This window comes from Catellatospora sp. KI3 (genome assembly GCF_029948125.1).
Classification (GTDB): domain Bacteria; phylum Actinomycetota; class Actinomycetes; order Mycobacteriales; family Micromonosporaceae; genus Catellatospora.
The window spans coordinates 80,053-98,932 of the sequence record NZ_JASAMB010000005.1 but is presented as its reverse complement, the minus strand read 5'-3'; the positions used below and the strand labels follow the sequence as shown (position 1 = coordinate 98,932).

Annotated in this window: 14 protein-coding genes; 6 read left to right on the top strand and 8 right to left on the bottom strand. The window is 72.9% G+C overall.

Going from position 1 to position 18,880, the window contains the following annotated elements; translation table 11 throughout:
* Positions 1-84 precede the first annotated feature (84 nt).
* Positions 85-1,611, bottom strand: a complete 1,527-nt coding sequence (locus tag QEZ54_RS10720) for a DHA2 family efflux MFS transporter permease subunit (protein ID WP_281304383.1) — start codon at positions 1,609-1,611, stop codon at positions 85-87.
* Positions 1,612-1,779: 168 nt separating this feature from the next.
* Here QEZ54_RS10720 and QEZ54_RS10715 point away from each other — a divergent pair, with 168 nt between their 5' ends.
* Complete coding sequence (locus QEZ54_RS10715; protein ID WP_281304382.1) at positions 1,780-2,148, top strand: YciI family protein; 369 nt, start codon at positions 1,780-1,782, stop codon at positions 2,146-2,148.
* Positions 2,148-3,356 (top strand): DUF6596 domain-containing protein, encoded by a 1,209-nt coding sequence (locus tag QEZ54_RS10710; protein WP_281304592.1) that lies wholly within the window; start codon positions 2,148-2,150, stop codon positions 3,354-3,356. The genes QEZ54_RS10715 and QEZ54_RS10710 overlap by 1 nt, the downstream gene beginning before the upstream one ends.
* Before the next feature lie 78 nt (positions 3,357-3,434).
* On the opposite strand, the gene rfbA is transcribed toward QEZ54_RS10710, so the two are convergent.
* Positions 3,435-4,304: a glucose-1-phosphate thymidylyltransferase RfbA gene (rfbA, locus tag QEZ54_RS10705; protein ID WP_281304381.1), complete on the bottom strand. Its 870-nt coding sequence runs from the start codon at positions 4,302-4,304 to the stop codon at positions 3,435-3,437.
* Positions 4,305-4,352: 48 nt separating this feature from the next.
* Here rfbA and rfbB point away from each other — a divergent pair, with 48 nt between their 5' ends.
* Entirely contained in the window at positions 4,353-5,336 is a 984-nt protein-coding gene (gene rfbB / locus QEZ54_RS10700; RefSeq protein ID WP_281304380.1) for a dTDP-glucose 4,6-dehydratase, read from the top strand.
* A gap of 42 nt (positions 5,337-5,378) precedes the next feature.
* Here the strand turns inward: rfbB and QEZ54_RS10695 are convergent, their stop codons facing one another.
* From QEZ54_RS10695 to QEZ54_RS10685, 3 genes are all read right to left on the bottom strand, one after another.
* Positions 5,379-5,678: a DUF2795 domain-containing protein gene (locus QEZ54_RS10695; RefSeq protein ID WP_281304379.1), complete on the bottom strand. Its 300-nt coding sequence runs from the start codon at positions 5,676-5,678 to the stop codon at positions 5,379-5,381.
* Between the two features lie 97 nt (positions 5,679-5,775).
* Positions 5,776-6,465, bottom strand: a complete 690-nt coding sequence (locus QEZ54_RS10690; protein WP_281304378.1) for an alpha/beta fold hydrolase — start codon at positions 6,463-6,465, stop codon at positions 5,776-5,778.
* 94 nt (positions 6,466-6,559) lie between these two features.
* Positions 6,560-11,806: a type I polyketide synthase gene (locus QEZ54_RS10685; protein WP_281304377.1), complete on the bottom strand. Its 5,247-nt coding sequence runs from the start codon at positions 11,804-11,806 to the stop codon at positions 6,560-6,562.
* 270 nt (positions 11,807-12,076) lie between these two features.
* On the opposite strand from QEZ54_RS10685, the gene QEZ54_RS10680 reads away from it, so the two are divergent.
* Positions 12,077-13,753, top strand: coding sequence for an AMP-binding protein (locus QEZ54_RS10680; RefSeq protein WP_281304376.1), 1,677 nt, complete (start codon positions 12,077-12,079; stop codon positions 13,751-13,753).
* 92 nt (positions 13,754-13,845) lie between these two features.
* Positions 13,846-15,708 carry a HEAT repeat domain-containing protein gene (locus tag QEZ54_RS10675; RefSeq protein WP_281304375.1) on the top strand — a complete coding sequence of 621 codons (1,863 nt, stop codon included), beginning with the start codon at positions 13,846-13,848 and terminating at the stop codon, positions 15,706-15,708.
* Between the two features lie 35 nt (positions 15,709-15,743).
* Here QEZ54_RS10675 and QEZ54_RS10670 read toward each other — a convergent pair whose 3' ends face one another.
* Together QEZ54_RS10670 and QEZ54_RS10665 are read right to left on the bottom strand one after the other, a co-directional pair.
* The gene (locus tag QEZ54_RS10670) at positions 15,744-16,442 is read right to left on the bottom strand and encodes a GNAT family N-acetyltransferase (protein WP_281304374.1); all 699 of its coding nucleotides are present in this window, start codon (positions 16,440-16,442) and stop codon (positions 15,744-15,746) included.
* 64 nt (positions 16,443-16,506) lie between these two features.
* On the bottom strand, positions 16,507-17,538 hold the full coding sequence (locus QEZ54_RS10665) for an MBL fold metallo-hydrolase (RefSeq protein WP_281304373.1): 1,032 nt from the start codon (positions 17,536-17,538) through the stop codon (positions 16,507-16,509).
* A gap of 163 nt (positions 17,539-17,701) precedes the next feature.
* Between QEZ54_RS10665 and QEZ54_RS10660 the strand changes: the two genes are divergently transcribed.
* Positions 17,702-18,277, top strand: coding sequence for a TetR/AcrR family transcriptional regulator (locus tag QEZ54_RS10660; RefSeq protein ID WP_281304372.1), 576 nt, complete (start codon positions 17,702-17,704; stop codon positions 18,275-18,277).
* Positions 18,278-18,305: 28 nt separating this feature from the next.
* Here the strand turns inward: QEZ54_RS10660 and QEZ54_RS10655 are convergent, their stop codons facing one another.
* Positions 18,306-18,848, bottom strand: coding sequence for a hypothetical protein (locus QEZ54_RS10655; protein ID WP_281304371.1), 543 nt, complete (start codon positions 18,846-18,848; stop codon positions 18,306-18,308).
* Positions 18,849-18,880 lie beyond the last annotated feature (32 nt).

Here is an 18,880-nt window from a genome sequence, read left to right as displayed (position 1 = left end):
CACGCGACGAGGCCGCCGGAGCCATTCGACTCCGGCGGCCTCGCCATATTCGACCCGGCTCGGGTGCGGCCCGATCGGGTCCGCTCAGACGACGCGCTCGGGCGTCGTGGTCGCGGGAGCGTCGCTGTCGTCGGAGACCTGCTCCGGGATCGCCCCGTCCGCCGGTGCGGCGCCCGGGAACGACGGCATCATGTTCTGCATGAACACGATCGTGGCGAGGCCGCCGAGCAGCAGCAGCGCCGCCGCGATCCGGAACGCGAGCGCGTAGCCGCTGGCGGTGGCCACGTCGGGCGCCACGCCCTCACTGATCTCACCGGCCGCGAAGCGCAGGGCGATGGTCGCCGCGCCGGCCAGGCCGATCGCGCCGCCGATCTGCATCATGACGTTGAGCACGGCCGAGGCGATGCCCGACTCCTGGCCGGTGACCCGGTGCAGCGCGGTGTTGGCCGAGGCCGAGGTGACCAGGCCGAAGAAGATGCCGAACAGCAGCATGCCCGGCAGCACGCCGGTCACGTAGGACGTCTGCAGGCTGATGAAGCTGGTCAGGAACAGGCCGACGGCCGCGCCGATCAGGCCGACCACCATCACCGGCTTGGCGCCCATCTTGGGCATCATGCCGGTCGACAGGCCGACGCCGATGCCGATCGCCAGGCCGAGCGGCAGGTTGGCCAGGCCGCCCTGCAGCGGCGAGAAGTGCAGCAGCTCCTGCTGGAACAGGGTCAGCAGGAAGACGTACGTGAAGAAGGCGCAGCCGGTGAAGACGATGGCCACGTAGCTGATGGCCCGGGTGCGGTCACCGAAGAACCACAGCGGGATCAGCGGCGCCCGCGAGCGGGCCTCGATCCCGACCAGGCCGATGAGCAGCGCCACGCCGACGATCAGCGGCACCAGCACCTCGCTGGAGCCCCACTCGTGCTGCACGCCCTGCAGCAGCGCGTAGACCACCGAGACCAGGCCGAGGGTGGCGGTGATGGCGCCCAGGAAGTCGAACCGGTTGCCGTCGCGCACCATCCGGCTCTCCTTGATCAGGCGCGGCACGACGATCAGCGCGAACAGCACGATGGGCACGTTGATGTAGAACAGCACCCGCCACGAGGCCAGGTCCGTGAGCACACCCGAGAGCACCACGCCGAGGGTGCCGGCGATGCCGGACAGGCCGCCCCAGATGCCGACCGCCTTCATCCGCTCCTTGGGCTCGCTGAAGAGCACGAAGACGATGCCCAGCGCCGCGGGCACGCCGAACGCCTCACCCAGACCCTGGACGAAGCGGCTGACCACCAGCATCTCCGCGCTGCTGGCCGCGCCGGAGGCGGCGGAGGCCAGGCCGAAGATGATCGCGGCGATCAGGAACATGCGCCGCCGGCCGAGGATGTCGGCCAGTCGGCCGCCCAGCAGCAGCAGGCCGGCCGCCATGACGGTGTAGCCGTTGACCACCCAGGCCAGACCGGGCGCGGAGAAGCCCAGGTCGTCCTGGATGCGCGGCAGCGCCACGTTGACCACCGTGGCGTCGACGACGAATATGAACTGGATCAGGCCCAGCACCGCCAGCGCTTTCCAGCGCAGCGGGTCGGGAGCCGTCGCCGCCGCCCCAGGGGAGGTGGGAGTGTTCACGGGGTGTTCCTCTCTATGTCAGACGCGGTCGCTCATATCGGTGGGAGCGAGGAGACTCGGTCAGAGTTCTCGCGAATTTCCGCGGCGCCGCTCACCCGTATGTCGAAACCGCCGACCCGGTTTCGACATACACGTGAAAGACCCCACCGGGATTCCGAGGAGGAAACCGTGAAGTACGCGATTCTGATCAACCACAACAAGGAAGCCCGCGACGCCTGGCAGAGCTTCTCCGCTGCTCAGCGCAGCGAGGGCTACGCCGCGCACCAGTCGCTGCACGACGATCTCGAGAACTCCGGCGAGATGGTCGCGGCCGAGGCGCTGGCCGACCCGTCGAACGCCAAGCGCGTGCTGGTCAGCGCCGGCAGCGTCAGCACCACCGACGGGCCGTTCGACCAGAGCGAGCACCTGGCCGGCATCTACCTCATCGACGTCGAGAACGTCGAGCGTGCCGTCGAGTACGCGGCCCGGATCCCTGAGGCCGCGTTCGGCCTGGTCGAGGTGCGCCCGGTGCTCGGCGCCTCCGGCGCGGACATGTGATTACAGCTCGGGATATCGAGGACCTGCTGCGCGAACTCGCGCCGCGGGTCCTCGCCGTCCTCGCGCGCCAGCACGGCGACTTCGGCGCGTGTGAGGACGCGGTGCAGGAGGCGCTGCTGGCGGCCGCGCTCCAGTGGCCGCAGGAGGGCGTGCCCGCCAACCCGCAGGGCTGGCTGACGACGGTCGCCTACCGCCGCCGCACCGAGGTGCAGCGCAGCGAGCTGGCCCGGCGGCGGCGGGAGCACACCGCGGCGCTGCTCGAGCCGCCGACCGGCGACACGACGCCGCCCGACCGGGACGACACGCTCACCCTGCTGATGCTCTGCTGCCACCCGTCGCTCACCCGGTCCTCGCAGGTCGCGCTGACGCTGCGCGCGGTCGGCGGCCTCACCACCGGTGAGATCGCGCGCGCCTTCCTGGTGCCGGAGTCCACCATCGGGCAGCGCATCACCCGGGCCAAGGCGCGGATCAAGGCCAGCGGCGCCGAGTTCCAGCCGCCGCCGCAGGACCAGATCCCGGCCCGCATGGCGGCCGTGATGGAGGTGCTGTACCTGATCTTCAACGAGGGCTACACCGCCAGTTCCGGCAGTGACCTGCACCGGGTCGAGCTCACCGCGGAGGCGATCCGGCTCACCCGCCAGCTCCACCAGCGGTTGCCCGAGGACGGCGAGGCGGCCGGTCTGCTGGCCCTGATGCTGCTCACCGACGCGCGGCGGCCCGGCCGGACCGGCCCCGACGGCGCCCTGGTGCCGCTGGCCGAGCAGGATCGCAGCCGGTGGGACGCCAAGGCCATCGCGGAGGGGCTGAGCCTGGTGACCAGCACCCTGGCCCGCCACACGATCGGGCCGTACCAGTTGCAGGCGGCGATCGCGGCGGTGCACGACGAGGCGCCCAGCGCCGCCGAGACCGACTGGCCGCAGATCCTCGGCCTCTACGACCTGCTCGACGCCATGGCGCCCGGGCCGATGGTCACGCTCGGCCGGGCGGTGGCGCTGGCGATGGTGCACGGACCGCAGGAGGGCCTGCGGCACCTGGCCGAGGTCGACCACGATCCGGCCCTGGCCGACCACCACCGGCTGCTCGCGGTGCGCGCCCACCTGCTGGAGCTGGCCGGCGACCACCAGGCCGCCCGCGAGCAGTACGCGCTGGCCGCCCGGCGGACGCTGAGCACGCCGGAGCAGCGCTACCTGAACTCGCGCACGAGCTGACCGATGCGCATCCCACAGCTGCCGGCCGGTATCGGCGCACCGCCGTCGGGCGGCGCGCCGATCCCGGCCCGGGTCCGGTCAGCGGGCGTAGGCCAGGATGTCCAGCAGGTAGTCGCCGTAGCCGCTCTTGAACAGCGGGACGGCCAGTTCCCGCAGTCTGTCGTCGTCGATGAAGCCGGCCCGCCAGGCCGCCTCCTCGACACAGCCGATCTTGAGTGCCTGGCGCTGCTCGACCACCCGGACGAACTCCGAGGCCTGCACCAGCGAGTTGAAGGAGCCGGTGTCCAGCCACACCGTGCCGCGCTCCAGCTTGGTCACCGAGAGTTCACCCAGGGCCAGGTATGCCTCGTTCACCCCGGTGATCTCCAGCTCGCCCCGGTCGCTCGGCTTCAGCTCGCGCGCGATGTCCACCACGCGGTTGTCGTAGAAGTAGAGGCCGGGCACCGCGTACTGCGACTTGGGCACCTGGGGCTTCTCGGTGATCGACAGCACCCGGCCGTCGTCGGCGAACTCGACCACGCCGTACTCCTTCGGGTTGGAGACGGGGTAGGCGAAGATGCGCCCGCCGCTGAGCGTGCGGTAGGCCGCGAGCTGGCGGCCCAGGCCCACCCCGTGGAAGATGTTGTCCCCCAGGATCAGGGCGACCGTGTCGGAGCCGATGAAGTCGGCGCCGATCAGGAACGCCTGGGCGATGCCCTCGGGCCGCGGCTGGACGGCGTAGGAGATCTCCATGCCCCACTGCGACCCGTCACCCAGCAGGCGGATGAACTGGTCGGCCTCCTCGGGCGTGGTGACGATGAGCACCTCGCGTATGCCCGCCACGATGAGGGTCGTGAGCGGGTAATAGATCATGGGCTTGTCGAATACCGGCATGAGTTGCTTGGAAACGGCTTTCGTGATCGGCCAGAGCCGCGATCCGGTCCCCCCGGCGAGAATTATGCCACGCATAGGCGGCACTCTATCTAAAAAGCGAGTTCTCGGCTATATTCCGGAGCTGTGAAACTTCTAATCACAGGTGGCGCCGGATTCATCGGATCGGAATACGTCCGCGCCCTCTTGCAGGGAAAACTCGGGTATTCCGACGTTCGCGCGACCGTTCTCGACAAGCTGACCTATTCAGGTAACCTCGCTAATCTGGATGCCGTTTCCGACGACCCCAGAATGACATTCGTCAAGGGCGACATCTGCGATGTGTCCCTGGTGGAAGAGCTGATGCCGGGCCATGACGCGGTTATTCACTTCGCCGCCGAGACGCATGTCGACCGGGCCCTGACCGGGCCGGCCCAATTCGTGCAGACCAATGTCGTGGGCACCCAGGTGCTGCTCGACGCGGCCCGGCACAGCAAGGTGGGCAGGTTCGTACACGTCTCCACCGACGAGGTATACGGCACGATCGAAGAAGGATCCTGGACCGAGCAGCAGCCGCTCGCGCCCCGGTCGGCCTACTCCGCCGCCAAGGCGGGCTCGGACCTGCTCGCGCTGGCCAGCTACACCACCCACGGCTGCGACGTCGTGGTGACCCGCTGCTCCAACAACTACGGGCACTACCAGTTCCCGGAGAAGGTCATCCCGCTCTTCGTGACCAGCCTGCTCGACGGGGGCACCGTGCCGCTGTACGGCGACGGCCTCAACATCCGGGACTGGCTGCACGTCACCGACCACTGCCGCGGCATCCAGGCCGCGCTGACCAAGGGCCGCGCCGGGCAGGTCTACCACATCGGCGGCGGCACCGAGCTGACCAACCGGGAGCTCACCGAGCGGCTGCTGGCCGCCACCGGCCGCGACTGGGACGACGCGGTGCGATACGTCGAGGACCGCAAGGGGCACGACCGCCGCTACTCGCTGAACATCGACAAGAGCCGGGCGGAGCTGGGCTACGAGCCGCAGGTCTCGCTCGAGGACGGCCTCGCCGCGACGGTGGACTGGTACCGGGCGAACCGGGACTGGTGGGAGCCGCTCAAGGCGCGCGCCGCCCTCTGAGGACGCAGCGGGCGCCGACGGACCTTGCCGTCGGCGCCCGGATCAGCTGAGCCGGGTGTCCGGGACGCTGCGCAGGTACGCCGCGACCCGCCGGTTGTGCGAGCGGGCCTGAGCGGCCTTCTGCCAGCTGGTCGTGCCCTCCTCGACCGCCGGGTCGAGCCGCACCGAGCTGCGCACCTCCGACATGTTCCGGTACAGCTCGGGCGGCAGCGTCCGAGCCAGTTTCACCACGCCGCCGTCACTGGTGTACTCCAGCACGTGCGCGAGGATCGCGTCCTTGTCCGCCGGGAAGTCGATGTCGCGCAGTGCCTGCTGCATCTGCGCCCAATCCTGGTTCTGCATAGTTCGACTCTGGCGCGCCGCCGCCGGGCGCACCGAGCGTTCCGGCAAATCGGCGCCCGCGCGATCCGGACGTTCGGGAGCCCCGGCGGTAAACCGCCTAGCGTTCGGCGGCCTGGACCAGCATCGCCACGATCGTCGCGGCGTTGACCTGGTCGCGCAGGTAGAAGTGGTCGCCGGTGAGCCGGAAGACCGGCGGCGGGGCCTCGAAGTGGCGTGCCCACGCGGCCAGCCGCCAGTCCTCGACGGTCCGGACGCTGCCGTCGAGCACCACCGCCGAGCACGGCAGCGGCGGCTCCGGCGCATGGCGGTAGTACTCCAGCGCGGTGAAGTCCGCCCGCAGCACGCCGGCGTACAGGGCGATCATCTCGTCGTACTCGAACAGCTCCGGCGGCAGGCCGCCGTAGCGGTCCTGCAGCGCCACCAGCAGCTGGAGGTCGGACAGGTGGCTGATCGGGGGCAGGACCGGGAAGGCCCCGGGGGCGGGGAAGCTCGACAGCCACAACCGCTCCGGCAGCGGCCGGCCCCGGCGGCGCAGCGTACGGGCGACCTCGAACGCGACCAGCGCGCCGAAGCTGTGGCCGAACAGCCCGTACGGCCGCTCGGTGTCGATCTCGTCGGCCATCCGGTTCGCGATCGCGCCGACGTCGAACAGTGCGGGCTCGCTCAGCCGGGAGCCGTGACCGGGCAGCGACAGCGCGACGATCTGCGGGCGCAGGCTCAGCCTCGGCCAGCCGACGAAGTCGAACTCGCTGCCCCCCGCGTGGTGGAAGCAGTAGACGGTGTCCATGGGTTCCTCCTGGTGCCGCCCGTCGGCGCGGATGATGGTGGACGCGGCCGGGCCGCCCCCGTCCGGTGGACGGGAGCGGCCCGGTGCTGCGGCGTCAGACCGCGGCGAGTTCCTGCGCGCGCAGGCCCTCGAGGATGTGCAGGGCCAGCGCGGTGACGGTGGGCTTGCTCCACAGGATGTTCGGGGGCAGGTCCAGGCCGTAGCGGCGGGTCAGGCGCACCCGCAGCGCGACCGTCATCACCGAGTCGAACCCGAGCTCGACCAGCGGGCGGCGCGCGTCGACGTCCTCGGCGCCCAGGTTGAGCTCGATCGCCACCTGCTCCCGCACGTCGGCGGTCGCCTGGGCCCGCAGCTCGTCGTCCGACAGGCTCCAGTCCAGGCTGAAGCCCTGGCTGTCGCCGTCGCCGGCCGAGTCGCTGGTGGCGGTGAGCTCACGCAGCATCGGCAGCCGGGGCTGGTTCGGCGGCGTGGGCAGGACCCGCAGGATCGCCTGGTACGGCGCGTGGAACCGGTCGGCGAAGGCCCAGGCGCGGAACGCCTCGGCCGCCGACACGGCCTCCAGGCCGCGGCTGTTGGCCTCCATCATGGTGGTGCCGATGGACTCCGACATGCCCACACCCCGCCACGAGGTCCAGCCGATGCTGGTGGTCTCGCGGTGGCCGGTGGCGGTGCGGTGCGCCGCCAGCGTGTCCAGGAACGAGTTGGCCGCCGCGTAGCTCGCCTGACCGGTCAGTCGGGCGAACTGGCCGCACGAGGAGAACAGGACGAAGAAGTCCAGCGACCCCGGCGGGAAGATCCGGTGCAGGGCCATCGCGCCGAGCACCTTGGGCGCCATGGCGTCCTGCAGGCCTTCCAGGTCCATCTTGTCCACCATGGCGTCGCGGACGACACCCGCCGCGTGCACGATGCCCCGGACCGGCGGCAGCCCGTGCGTGGACGGGTCCACCGCCGCGGCGACCTCGGCCTCGTTGGTGATGTCCAGCGAGAGGATCTTCACCGTGACGCCAAGCGCCTCCAGCTCCAGCACGCTGTCGATCTGGCGGCGGGTGCGCGGGTCGGTGATGCCGGCCCACTCGGCGCGCGCCGGCAGGCCCTTGCGGCCGGCCAGCAGCAGGCGCCGGGCGCCCCGGTCGGCCAGCCAGCGGGCCACGAGCAGGCCGAGCGCACCCAGACCACCCGTGATCAGGTACGTGTCGGTCGCCCGGCACTGCAGCGCAGTGCCGTCGGCCGGGCGCTCGAACGAGTTCAGGCGCGCCCCGGCCACCCCCGTCGAGGTGACGGAGATGACGTCCTCCTGACCGGCCAGGCGCTGGATCGCCGGCAGCAGCCACGCGGCCGTGACCGCGTCGCGTCCGGCCAGGTCCAGCGTGCCGCCCCACAGCTCGGGGTGCTCGCCGGCGATGATGCGCCCGACGCCCCAGATCGGACCGTGGGCCAGCGCCTCGACCTCGCCCGCGGCGCGGACGCCGTCGGTGACCGCCCACAGCCGCGGCAGCGGCACCGGGTTAAGCTCGTTGGCCGTCTGCGCGTCGATGAGCCGCTGCATGGTGCGGATCAGCGTCCACGCGCACCGCTCCGCGGCCGCCTCCGGACCCTCGCCGTCCACCAGCGCCGCCGGCGCCACCAGCACCGCGCCGTACTGGCTGAGCGTCACCGGCTCCAGGTCCTCGGGCGAGAACACCCGGGCGACCTCGACGCCGGCCTGCTGCAGCTGGCTGGCCACCCAGCTCGCCGTGGCGCCGTCGCCGACCAGGACCGCCTTGGCCAGGCGGGTCTCGGTGCCGATCGACAGGTCCAGCTCGCGCCAGACCATCTCGTGCGCCAGCTCACGCGGCGGGGCGACGCTGCCGGCCTCGTCCTGGATGGCCGAGAAGCGCAGCCCGACCACCTCGGCCACGACCTTGCCGGTCTCGTCGGCGACCAGCACGTCCACCGTGTCCGAAGGCGACTTCGCGTTGCGCCGCGAGTGCACCGTGATACGGGCCGGGGGCAGACCCGTGTACGCCACCGAGTCGATGTGCGACGACATCCACTGGTGCTTGGCGTACTCGGGGGTCACCAGCACCGCGCTGATGGTCAGCGCGCCGTCGATGACCTGCGCCCAGCTGTGCGCGTACTTCGCCGGGGGCGGGGCGATGTCGATGATCGCCATCTGCTCCACGTCGTTGCGGCGGATCTCCTCCACGTCCCAGTGGAACGCGTACCCGCCGACGCCCATCCGCCGGAACATGTCGTCGACCCGGCGCCAGGTCCACTCGTCGGAGGTGCGGGCCCGCAGCGCGGCGGCGTCGACCGTCGCGTCGGGCACGCTGAGGCTCCAGTCGACGTTCGCGGTCGAGTGGGTGATCCACTCGTGGTCGTCGTCGGCCACCGCGGCGTCGGCGATCCGGGTGGACAGGCGCAGGGTGCTCTCCGACAGCACGATCTGCACGGTGCGCGACGGCATCACCGCCAGCGGCGTACGCAGCACCATGTCGGACAGGCCCGGCAGGCGACCGTCCTGCTGCGCCGCGGCGGTGAAGCTGTTGATGATGACCGCCGCCGGGGTGATCTCGACGTCGACCACCTCGTGGTCCTGCGGGTAGGGCCGGCAGTCCATGTCCAGGTAGGTCTGCCAGACCTGGCGGGCGGGGGCGCCGCTGACGCTCATCTGGCCGCCGAGCAGGGTGTGGTCGTCGGGGTTGTGCCCGCCGCCGGTCGACCCGCTCTCCCCCTCCGCGGGGAAGATCCAGTACGGCCGGTGCTGCCACGCCATCGTGGGCAGCGTGACCAGGTCCTCGCCGGGGTGCAGCGCCGTCCAGTCCACGGCCGCGCCGTTGGCGTGCAGCTCGGCGAGGCTGCCGAGCAGGATGCCCACCTCGTCGGAGTCGCGCCGCAGCGACGGCACCACGGTGGCGTCCTCGACGTCGACGGCCGACAGCGACTCCTTGATCGAGTGCGTCACCACGGGGTGCGACGAGATCTCCAGGAAGAGCCGGTGCCCGTCCTCGATCGCGGCCGCGGTCGCGGCGGCGAAGCGGACCGGCTGGCGCAGGTTGGTCGTCCAGTAGGAGCTGTCGCGCAGGTCGGCCGAGCGCGGGTCGGTCAGGGCCGTGCTGTACAGCGGCACCCGGGCCGGACGCGGATTGAGCTGCGCCGCCGCCGCGGCCACCTCCGCCACCACGGCGTCGGTGTGCGGGCTGTGGAAGGCGATGTCGGTGTCCACGGTGTAGACCGTGAGCCCCTCCGCCGCCCACTGCGCCCCCGCCTGCTCGACGACCTCGCGGTCGCCGGAGACGACGGTGGAGGTGGGGCTGGCGGCGATACCCGCCACCAGGTCGGTCCGCCCGGCGAGCTGCTGCTCGACCTGCTCGAACGGCAGGCCGACGAGCACCATGCCGCCCGCGCCCTGCAGCTGCTGCAGCGCCTTGGCCCGCTTGCAGGCGAACCGTGCCGCCTCCGCCACGTCGAGCGCTCCGGCGACCGCGGCCGCGGCGATCTCACCGACCGAGTGGCCGATGATCGCGCCGGGCTTCACCCCGTACCGGTGCCACACGTGGGCCAGGCCGATCTGCATGGCGAAGGTGAGCGCCTGCACCTGGTAGCTGGACCAGGGGCCGCCGGACTCGAGCGCCTCGCGCGGGGTCCAGCCCAGCTCCTCGTCGAACACCTGGGCCAGCGAGTCGATCGCCTGCGCGAACACCGGCTCCTCGATCAGCAGCTGCCGGCCCATCCCGGCCCACTGCGAGCCGTGGCCGGAGAACACCCACACCGGACCGGTGGCCTGGCCGGCCGCGGCCCGGCCCTTGGCGATGCCGGCGCCGCGTCCGCCCTCGGCGACGACGCGCAGCTTGGCGGCCAGCTCACCGGTGGTGCTCGCGACCACGGCCGCGCGCTGCGACAGGTGCGAGCGCCGCCGCGACAGCGTCTGCCCGACCCCGGCCAGGGAGGCCCCGGCGTTGTCGGTCAGCCAGTCGGCGGTCTCGGCGGCCACGGCCTTGAGGCCGTTCTCCGACATCGCCGACACCGGGTAGACCAGCGGCGCGTTCGCCGCGCCCGCCGCGACGGTGTCCTGCGTACCGGCCACCGCGGCCGCGTCCTGCAGGATGACGTGCGCGATCGAGCCGCCCACGCCGTAGCTGGAGACGCCGGCGATGCGCGGGCGGCCGTTGGCCTTCCATGGGGTACGGCCGTCGACCAGCTTCAGGCCGGAGGAGGCCCAGTCGAACTGCGGGTTGGGCTGCTCGTGCAGGCTCGGCGGCACCTCTTCGTGCCGCAGCGCCAGCACCGTCTTGATGACGCCGGCGATGCCGGAGCCCGCCTCGGTGTGGCCGATGTTGGGCTTGACCGAGCCGATGAGGCACGGCTTGTCGGCCGGGCGGTCGGCGCCGAACACGGCCGACAGGGCCTGCGCCTCCTCGCGGTCGCCGACGGGGGTACCGGTGCCGTGCGCCTCGACGTAGTCGACCTCGGCCGGGGAGATGCCGGCCCGCTCGTACGCCCGGCGGAGCATGTGCTCCTGCGCCGATCCGTTGGGCGCCATCATGCCCTCGGAGCGTCCGTCCTGGAACACGCCGCTGCCGCGGATGACCGCCAGGACCGGGTCGCCGTCGCGCTGGGCGTCGGCCAGCCGCTTGAGCACGACCACGCCGGCGCCCTCACCGCGGCCGTAGCCGTCGGCGGCGGCGTCGAAGGCCTTGCTCCAGCCGTCGGCCGTGGTGGCCCCGGCCGCGTCCAGCGCCACGTTCAGCGCCGGCGTGGCGATGATGTTGATGCCGCCCACGATCGCCACCGGCGACTCACCGGTACGCAGGCTCTGGCACGCCACGTGCAGCGCGGTCAGCGAGCCGGCGCACGCGGTGTCGACGGCGATGCTCGGCCCCCGCAGGTCCAGGAAGTAGGAGATGCGGTTGGCGATGCCGTAGTAGGTGGTGCCGTTGACGGCCCAGGCGCCGGTGCGGGTGATGTCCTCCAGGAGTCGGCGACCGTAGTCGTTGGAGTTCGCGGCGACGAACACGCCCGCGTCGGTGCCGCGCAGCGACAGCGGCGGGACACCGGCGTTCTCCAGCGCCTCCCACGCGAGTTCGAGCACGATTCGCTGCTGCGGGTCGAGGTAGTCCGCCTCACGCGGGGAGATGCCGAAGAAGTCGGCGTCGAACCCCTCGATGTCGGTCAGGTACGACCCCTTGCGCGTGGTCTTGCGGAGGATCGCGGTGGCCTGCGGGCTGGTCGCGCCGTACGGGTCCCAGCGCTTGTCGGGCATGTCGCTGATCGCGGTCGAGCCCGCGCTGATGAACGCCCAGAACTTGTCGAGCGAATCGAGGTCGGGGGCGAACCGGCAGCTCATACCAATGACTGCCACGGCATCCGCAAATACCCCATCCTGGCTCATGTTCCGGCTCCTTTCATGGGCCGATCAATGACGCCCCTAGGCGCATCTGCCCAGCTATCGGGGCTGTCGGTTTCGGACATCCTCACCTTTCCGCGACACAGGCGGCATCTCTCTAAGTGCGCAGACAGCGCGGGTATCCATGCCGGACAACAGCGCATTCCAAGAGAAGCGCGAATGAGTTGTTACTGGGATCCTTCTCGGCAGGTAGCACCTCCCGCCATGCGAGACAGGAGGCCCGCCGTGGCCGAGACGCCCAGACAGCCGACCCGGTCCGGCACGCCCCCGTGGCCGGACGAGTTCGCCGCGCGGTACACGGCGGCCGGGTACTGGGACGGGCGCTCGCTGGGCGAGCACCTGTACGCCGCGGCCGATCTGCGCCCCGACACGGTGTGCCTCGTGGACGGTGACGTGCGGCTGACGTTCGCGCAGTTGATGGCGCGCGCCGACGGGGCGGCCCTGCGGCTGCGCGCCCTCGGGCTGCGCGCCGACGACCGGGTGATCCTCCAGCTCGCCAACTGCTGGGAGTTCGTCGCGATGACGGTGGCCTGCCTGCGGCTGGGGGTGGTCCCGGTGATGGCGCTGCCGGCCAACCGGCGCCAGGAGATCGCCGCGGTGGCCGCCCACGTGCAGGCCGTGGCGCTGATCGTGCCCACCAGCACCAGGGACTTCGACCTGCAGGCGATGGCCGCCGAGATCGCCGCCGAGCAGGACGGCATCGCGCACGTGCTGGTGCTCGGCGACAAGGTGCTGCCGGGGCACGTCGACGTGACCGCGCTGCTGGCCCCGGCCGAGGATCCGGCCGCCGCGCGGGCGCGGCTGGACGCGACGCCGCCCGCCGGCCAGGACGTGGCCCTGTTCCTGATGACCGGCGGCACCACCGGCATGCCGAAACTGGTCGCCCGCACGCATGACGACTTCGGCTTCATGGCCCGGCGCGCCGCGGAGATCTGCCAGGTCGGTCCGGGCAGCGTGTACCTGGCGGCGCTGCCGCTGGGGCACGGCTTCCCCATGTCGGGCCCGGGCGTGCTGGGCACGCTGATGGCCGGGGGGCGGGCCGTGATCGCGGCCACGCCCGCACCGGAGCGGGCCTTCCCGCTGATCGCCCGCGAGCGGGTGACCCTCACCTCGCTGGTGCCCGCGATCATCCAGCGCTGGCTGGAGTATCGCGAGTCCGATCCGGACACCGACCTCAGCTCGCTGCTCGCCATCCAGTCCGGCGGCGCACGGCTGCCCGAGCATGTGACCCGGGGCGTCGAGCCGGTCCTGGGCTGCCGCCTGCAGCAGGTGTACGGCATGTCCGAGGGCCTGCTGTGCCTGACCCGCCCCGACGACCCCGACGAGGTGGTGTGGCACACCCAGGGGCGCCCGATCTGCGTCGACGACGAGCTGGTCCTCGTCGACGAGGACGGCGAGCCGGCCCCGGCCGGGGCGCCGGGGGTGCTGCTGACCAGGGGCCCGTACACGCCGCGCGGCTACTACCGGGCCGAGGGCCTCAACGCGCACTCCCACGCCGGAGGCTGGTACCGCACCGGCGACATCGTGCGGATCCGGCCGGACGGCAACGTCGTGGTCGAGGGCCGGGACAAGGACGTCATCAACCGCGGCGGCGAGAAGATCCCCGCCGAGGAGATCGAGAACGTCGCGCACCAGCTGCCCGGCGTCCGGATGGCGGCGGCGGTGGCGATGCCCGACGCCGAGCTCGGCGAGCGGATCTGCCTCTACGCCGTCGCGCACACCGGGCACCAGGTGACGCTCGACGACGTGCGCAACGCGATGGAGACGGTGGGGCTGGCCCGGTTCAAGCTGCCGGAGCGCCTGGTGCTGGTCGGGGAGCTGCCGGTCACCAACGTGGGAAAGATCGACAAGAAGGCGCTGCGGTCCGACATCGCCCAGCGGATCGCCGCCGAAGCGGCCTAGGCGGCCGACCGGTGCGCCCGTGCCCGCCTGAGCTGCGGGACGCGGGCGCACCGATTTTCACCGTCCGGTGCCGGTGCGGTTCAATCACACCCATGACGACGGCGAAGATCAGGCGGCTGGCCGCCCGTACCCACCGCGGGCAGACGTTCGGGCGCGACGGCGACTTCCTCGCCCACCTCGAGCGCGCCGCCGCCGCGGTCACCGGGCTGACCCGCAACCCGGCCGCCGCCCAGGCCGCCTGGCTGTACGCCGTACCCGACGCCGGGGTGGGCGCGGCCGACCTGCACCGCCTCGGCATCGCCCCGAACACCGTGCGCCTGGTCGAGACGCTGCAGCGGCGGCCCGACGAGCTGCCGGTCCCGCCGCACCACTACGCCGAGCGGCTGCTGCGCACCCCGGACGCGGCCCTGGTCCGCTACGCGGTGCTGACCGATCTGTACCGCCACCGCGCCGACGAGTCCGCGTACGAGGACCTGCGCAAGGAGCACGTCCACCTCGCCGACGCGCTCGGCCTGCCCCGCCCGTCGCTGAACCCGAAGAACCCGCTGGCGGGCCAGGACCTCGCCGCGCTGATCGCGGCCCGGCCGGCCCCGGGCGGCCACTGGGGCCCGGTCGCGCGGGCGATGGGCGAGCTGCGCGACGCCGAGGCGCTGCCCTACCTGGTGGAGGGCTACCACGCCGAGAACGTGCCCGACGGCAGGTTCTGCTGCCTGGTCGCGGTGCAGGCCGCCATCCACACCATCGTCACCCGGCCCGAGAACGCCGCCACCGCCCCGGTCGACGCGCTGATCGAGCAGTGGTGGAACGCCGAGAACGGCTGGGAGCAGCGGGTGGCGGTGTGGGGCCGGGCGGTGGCCCGCGACCGGGCCCACCGCGACGCCCTGCTGGCCAAGGCGGCCGCCAACGAGCCGGGCACGGTGTCCTCGGCCATCCCGGGGCTGGTCGGGCCGGGCTGCGCGCGCGAGGTCGAGCTGCTGCGCACGGTGGTGGAGCGCGACGACCCGCGCTGGCGCTGGGCCCGGCGGGCGGCGGTGGCCCGGCTGGTCGAGATCGGCAGCCCGGAGGCGGCCGCGGTACTGCGCGGACGGCCCCTCGACCCGACCGATCCGCCCTGGCACGCCGACCCGACCTGGCTCGCCGCGCACGGCGCCGACCTGGTCGATACCCTGGTGGCCTACCTGGACGAGTACGCGTGGGTGCACGAGGGCCCGTTCGCGCTCGGCGAGCTGCGCGCGGTCGAGGCGGTGCCCGCCCTGTGCGCGATGCTGCGCGAGCCGGTCCCGCACTTCGCGGCGATCGACGCGCTGGGCAAGATCGGATCGACGACGGCCGTACCCGCGCTGCTGGAGTGCCTGCGCGACGACCGTCCCGAGGTGCGCGACCTGGCGCTGCGGGCGCTCAGCCGCATCGGCGACCCCCGTGTGGTCGACGCCGCGATCGGCGCGTGCGACGACCCGGAGCCGCGGGTGCGGGAACGGGCGGTGCGGGTGCTGGCGCGGCACGGCGACGAGCGGGCGGTGCCGCAGCTGATCCGGGCCTGCGACACGGCGTACGCCCTGGTCGCCCTGCGTGCCCTGGTCCGCCTCGGCGACCCGCGCGCGCTGCCCACGCTGTGGCACCTGTTCGGCGACGCCGCCGCCGACCGGGCGGTGCGGCACACCGCCGGGCGGGGCCTGGCCGCGATCGCGGGCCCGCAGCAGTACGTGCACCACACCCGGGACCTGCGGGTGCGCCGCGCCTACGTGTGGCTGCTGGGCCACAAGCCCGAGTGGAAGCCGGAGTACCAGCTCAAGACCGCTGCCGCCGACGACGACGCGATCATGCGGGCGCGCGCGGCGGAGGCGTTCGGGCGGCTGGGCGATCCTGCCGGTGCCGAGCACGTACGCCCGCTGCTGGACGACCCCGACCTGCGTGTGCGCAACGCGGCCGCGACGGCGCTACGCCGACTCGGCTGACCCGCCGGGCCGACTCGGCCAGCCCGCCGGACCGTTCAGGGCTGCGGCACCTCGACCACCGCGAACGGGGTCTGGCGCCGCAGCTCGAAGCCGAGCGCCTGGTAGAGCCGGATCGCGTCGGTGTTGGTCACCGCCGCGTGCAGGAACGGCGTGTCGCCGCGGGCGTGCACGACCGCGCCCACGGCACGGACCAGCCGCCCGGCCAGTCCCCGCCCGCGCGCCGCCGGGTCGGTGCAGACCGCGCTGATCTCGGTGTACCCGGGCAGCCGCAGCCGCTCGCCCGCCATCGCCACCAGCACGCCCTCGCGGCGGATGCCCAGGTAGGTGCCCATCTCGATGGTGCGCGGCCCGAACGGGCCGGGCTTGGTCCGGGCGACCAGGTCCAGCATCTCCGGCACGTCGGCGGCGCCCAGGAGCACCGCCTCCGGCTCCTCCTCGTCCACCACGCCGGCGACGTCGATCAGCTGCACGCCGTCCAGGCCGAACCGCACCGTCCACCCCTCGGGGACCGCGAAGTCGCCGGTGAGCAGCGCGGCCCCACCGGGTCCGAGCAGCTCGGCGAAGTCGTTCCAGCCCTGCGCGCCGGCGTCCGGGGCGACCGCGCCGAACGGCGACACGTCGGGGTCGAACACGGCCGCCTGACCGGTTCGGCGGCCGAGGTCCGCGAGCGGACCGGACAGCGCGGCCCACGCCACGTTGTCCAGCAGGTCACTGCCGATCCTGTCGCCGCTCACGCGGTCCTCCGTGCCTCGGTGCCGATCAGGTCCTGCGCATGCTATCCACCCGGGCCGCGGCCGCTCAGGCCAGCGGCTGCCACCAGGGGTCGATCGCGGGCGGGGCGTCGACGTCGACCCGCTCCCCCGGCCGGGGCACGGCCAGGGCGACGTCGTGGGCCTTGGCCTCGCGCCACACCCGCTCGACCGGCTCGGACCAGGCGTGCAGGGCGAGGTTGAAGGTGGCCCAGTGCACCGGGATGAGCAGGCCGCCGCCGAGGTCGCGGTGGGCCTCGACGGCCTCCTCGGGGAACATGTGGATCTGCGGCCAGGCGTGGTCGTACGCCCCGATCTGCATGAGCGTGGCGTCGAACGGGCCGTGCCGGTGCCCGATCTCGGCGTAGCCGCCGAAGTAGCCGGAGTCGCCGGTGTAGAAGACGCGCCGCTGCTCCCCCGCGATCACCCACGAGCTCCACAGCGTGTGGTTGCGCGACAGGCCCCGGCCGGAGAAGTGCTGCGCCTCCGTCGCGGTCAGGGTCAGGCCGCCGACCTGGGCGCTCTCCTCCCAGTCCAGCTCGATGACCCGGTCGGCGGGCACGCCCCAGCGGTCCAGGTGCGCGCCGACGCCCAGCGGCACCAGGAACGGCGCGCTCTGGGTTCGGGTCAGGTGCTGGATCGTGGGCATGTCGAGGTGGTCGTAGTGGTCGTGCGAGATGACGACCGCGTCGACGGCGGGCACGTCGGACAGCGCCACCGGCATCGGGTGCAGCCGCTTGGGACCCGCGAACGGGGCGGGGGAGCAGCGGTCGCTCCAGAGCGGGTCGACGAGCACCCGGCGGCCCTCGATCTCGACCAGCGCGGTGGCGTGGCCGTACCAGGTGAGGTGCAGGCCCCGGTCGGTGACCGGCGCACCCGGGGTCACCAGCGGGACTTCGCCGCGCGGGGTGCGCCGCTGCTTGCCGAAGAGGTATTCGCGCAGCGTGCTGCCGCCCGGGGTGACGGTGCGGGTGGGCGCGGTGTTGTGGAACGTCCCGTCGTGGAAGTGCGGGGAGCGCCGCACGCGCTCGCCGCGCGCGCCGTCGGGGCGGGCGCCGAGCGCCGCGAGGATGCCACGCATGATCAGTCCTTCGTCCAGGGGTCCGCCGGCGCGCCGGGCGTACGTATAATCGGAACGTGCGCCCCACTTACTATACGGAACGCTCGCCCCGGTTGCCATCGGCCGTCGGCGTGATACGCGCCTCCGCCACCCGGCGCGCAGCTCAGGGCGTACGGGTTCAACCATGAGTGGCGATCGACCGCTGCGCGCCGACGCCCGCCGCAACCGCGAGCGGGTGCTCGCCGTGGCGTACGAGGTGTTCGCCGCCGAGGGCCTGTCCGTGCCCGTCGACGAGATCGCCCGGCGCGCCGGGGTCGGGGCGGGCACCGTCTACCGCCACTTCCCCACCAAGGAGGCGCTGTACGAGGCGATCGTGCTGGACCGGGTCGACCGCCTGGTCGGCCGCGCCCGCGACCTCGCCGCCGTCGCCGACCCGGCCGAGGCGTTCTACGGCTTCTTCACGTTCATGACCGACGAGGGCGCCACCGACAAGGGCTTGGCCGAGGCCCTGGCCGGGGCCGGGTTCGACATCGAGACCGCCGCGCCCGGCGCCGAGCGCGCCTTCATGGACGCGATCGCCACGCTGCTGGCCCGCGCCCAGGCCGCCGGGGTCGTCCGCGCCGACCTCACCGCCGCCGACGTGAAGACCCTGATGGTCGGCTGCCAGGCGATGCAGCGCTACCGCGGCGCGGCCGCGCTGGGCCCGGTCCTGGCGGTCGTCCGCGACGGCCTGCGCCCCGACCGCCCGGCCGAGCCGTGAGCCGTCAGGTCTCCCGATTCACCTGGCCCTAGATCATCGCGACGGCCCAGGACGCCAGCGCGGTGAAGTCGTCGGCGCGCAGGCCGTGCCTGGGGTCGACCCGGTGCAGCAGGGCCGGGGCCCGGTGGCGCACCGACACCCAGGCGACGTCCAGGTCCGTGACCTCGTCGTCGACCCAGGCGAACGGCCGTCCGGCGGCCCACTCGACCAGCGTCGCGGTCTTCCAGAAGACGCCGCCGGGCCCGTCCTGGCGCGGCCGGGGCCACTGGACCACCGGCAGCTCGGGCAGCCCGATCCGGGGCGCGATCCACTCGTTGGCCTCGTCGGTCCAGGTCGTCGCCCAGACCAGGTCGTACGGCAGCGCCAGCAGGCTCGGGCCGTGGTCGGGGTTCAGCCACACCCGCAGCGGCTTGCGGCGCCCCGGCATCGGCAGCGGCTGCCCCGCCATGGACGGCGTGAGTATCCGGTGCGTCTGGTAGCCGTCGGGCCGCCGGGTGGGCTTGGCCGCGTACGGGTTCAGCGGGCCGTCGACGTCCAGGAACAGCAGGGGCCGGGTGGCGGTGCCGGTCATCGGGCCACGTTAGCCGCGCCGGTGACCGGCCG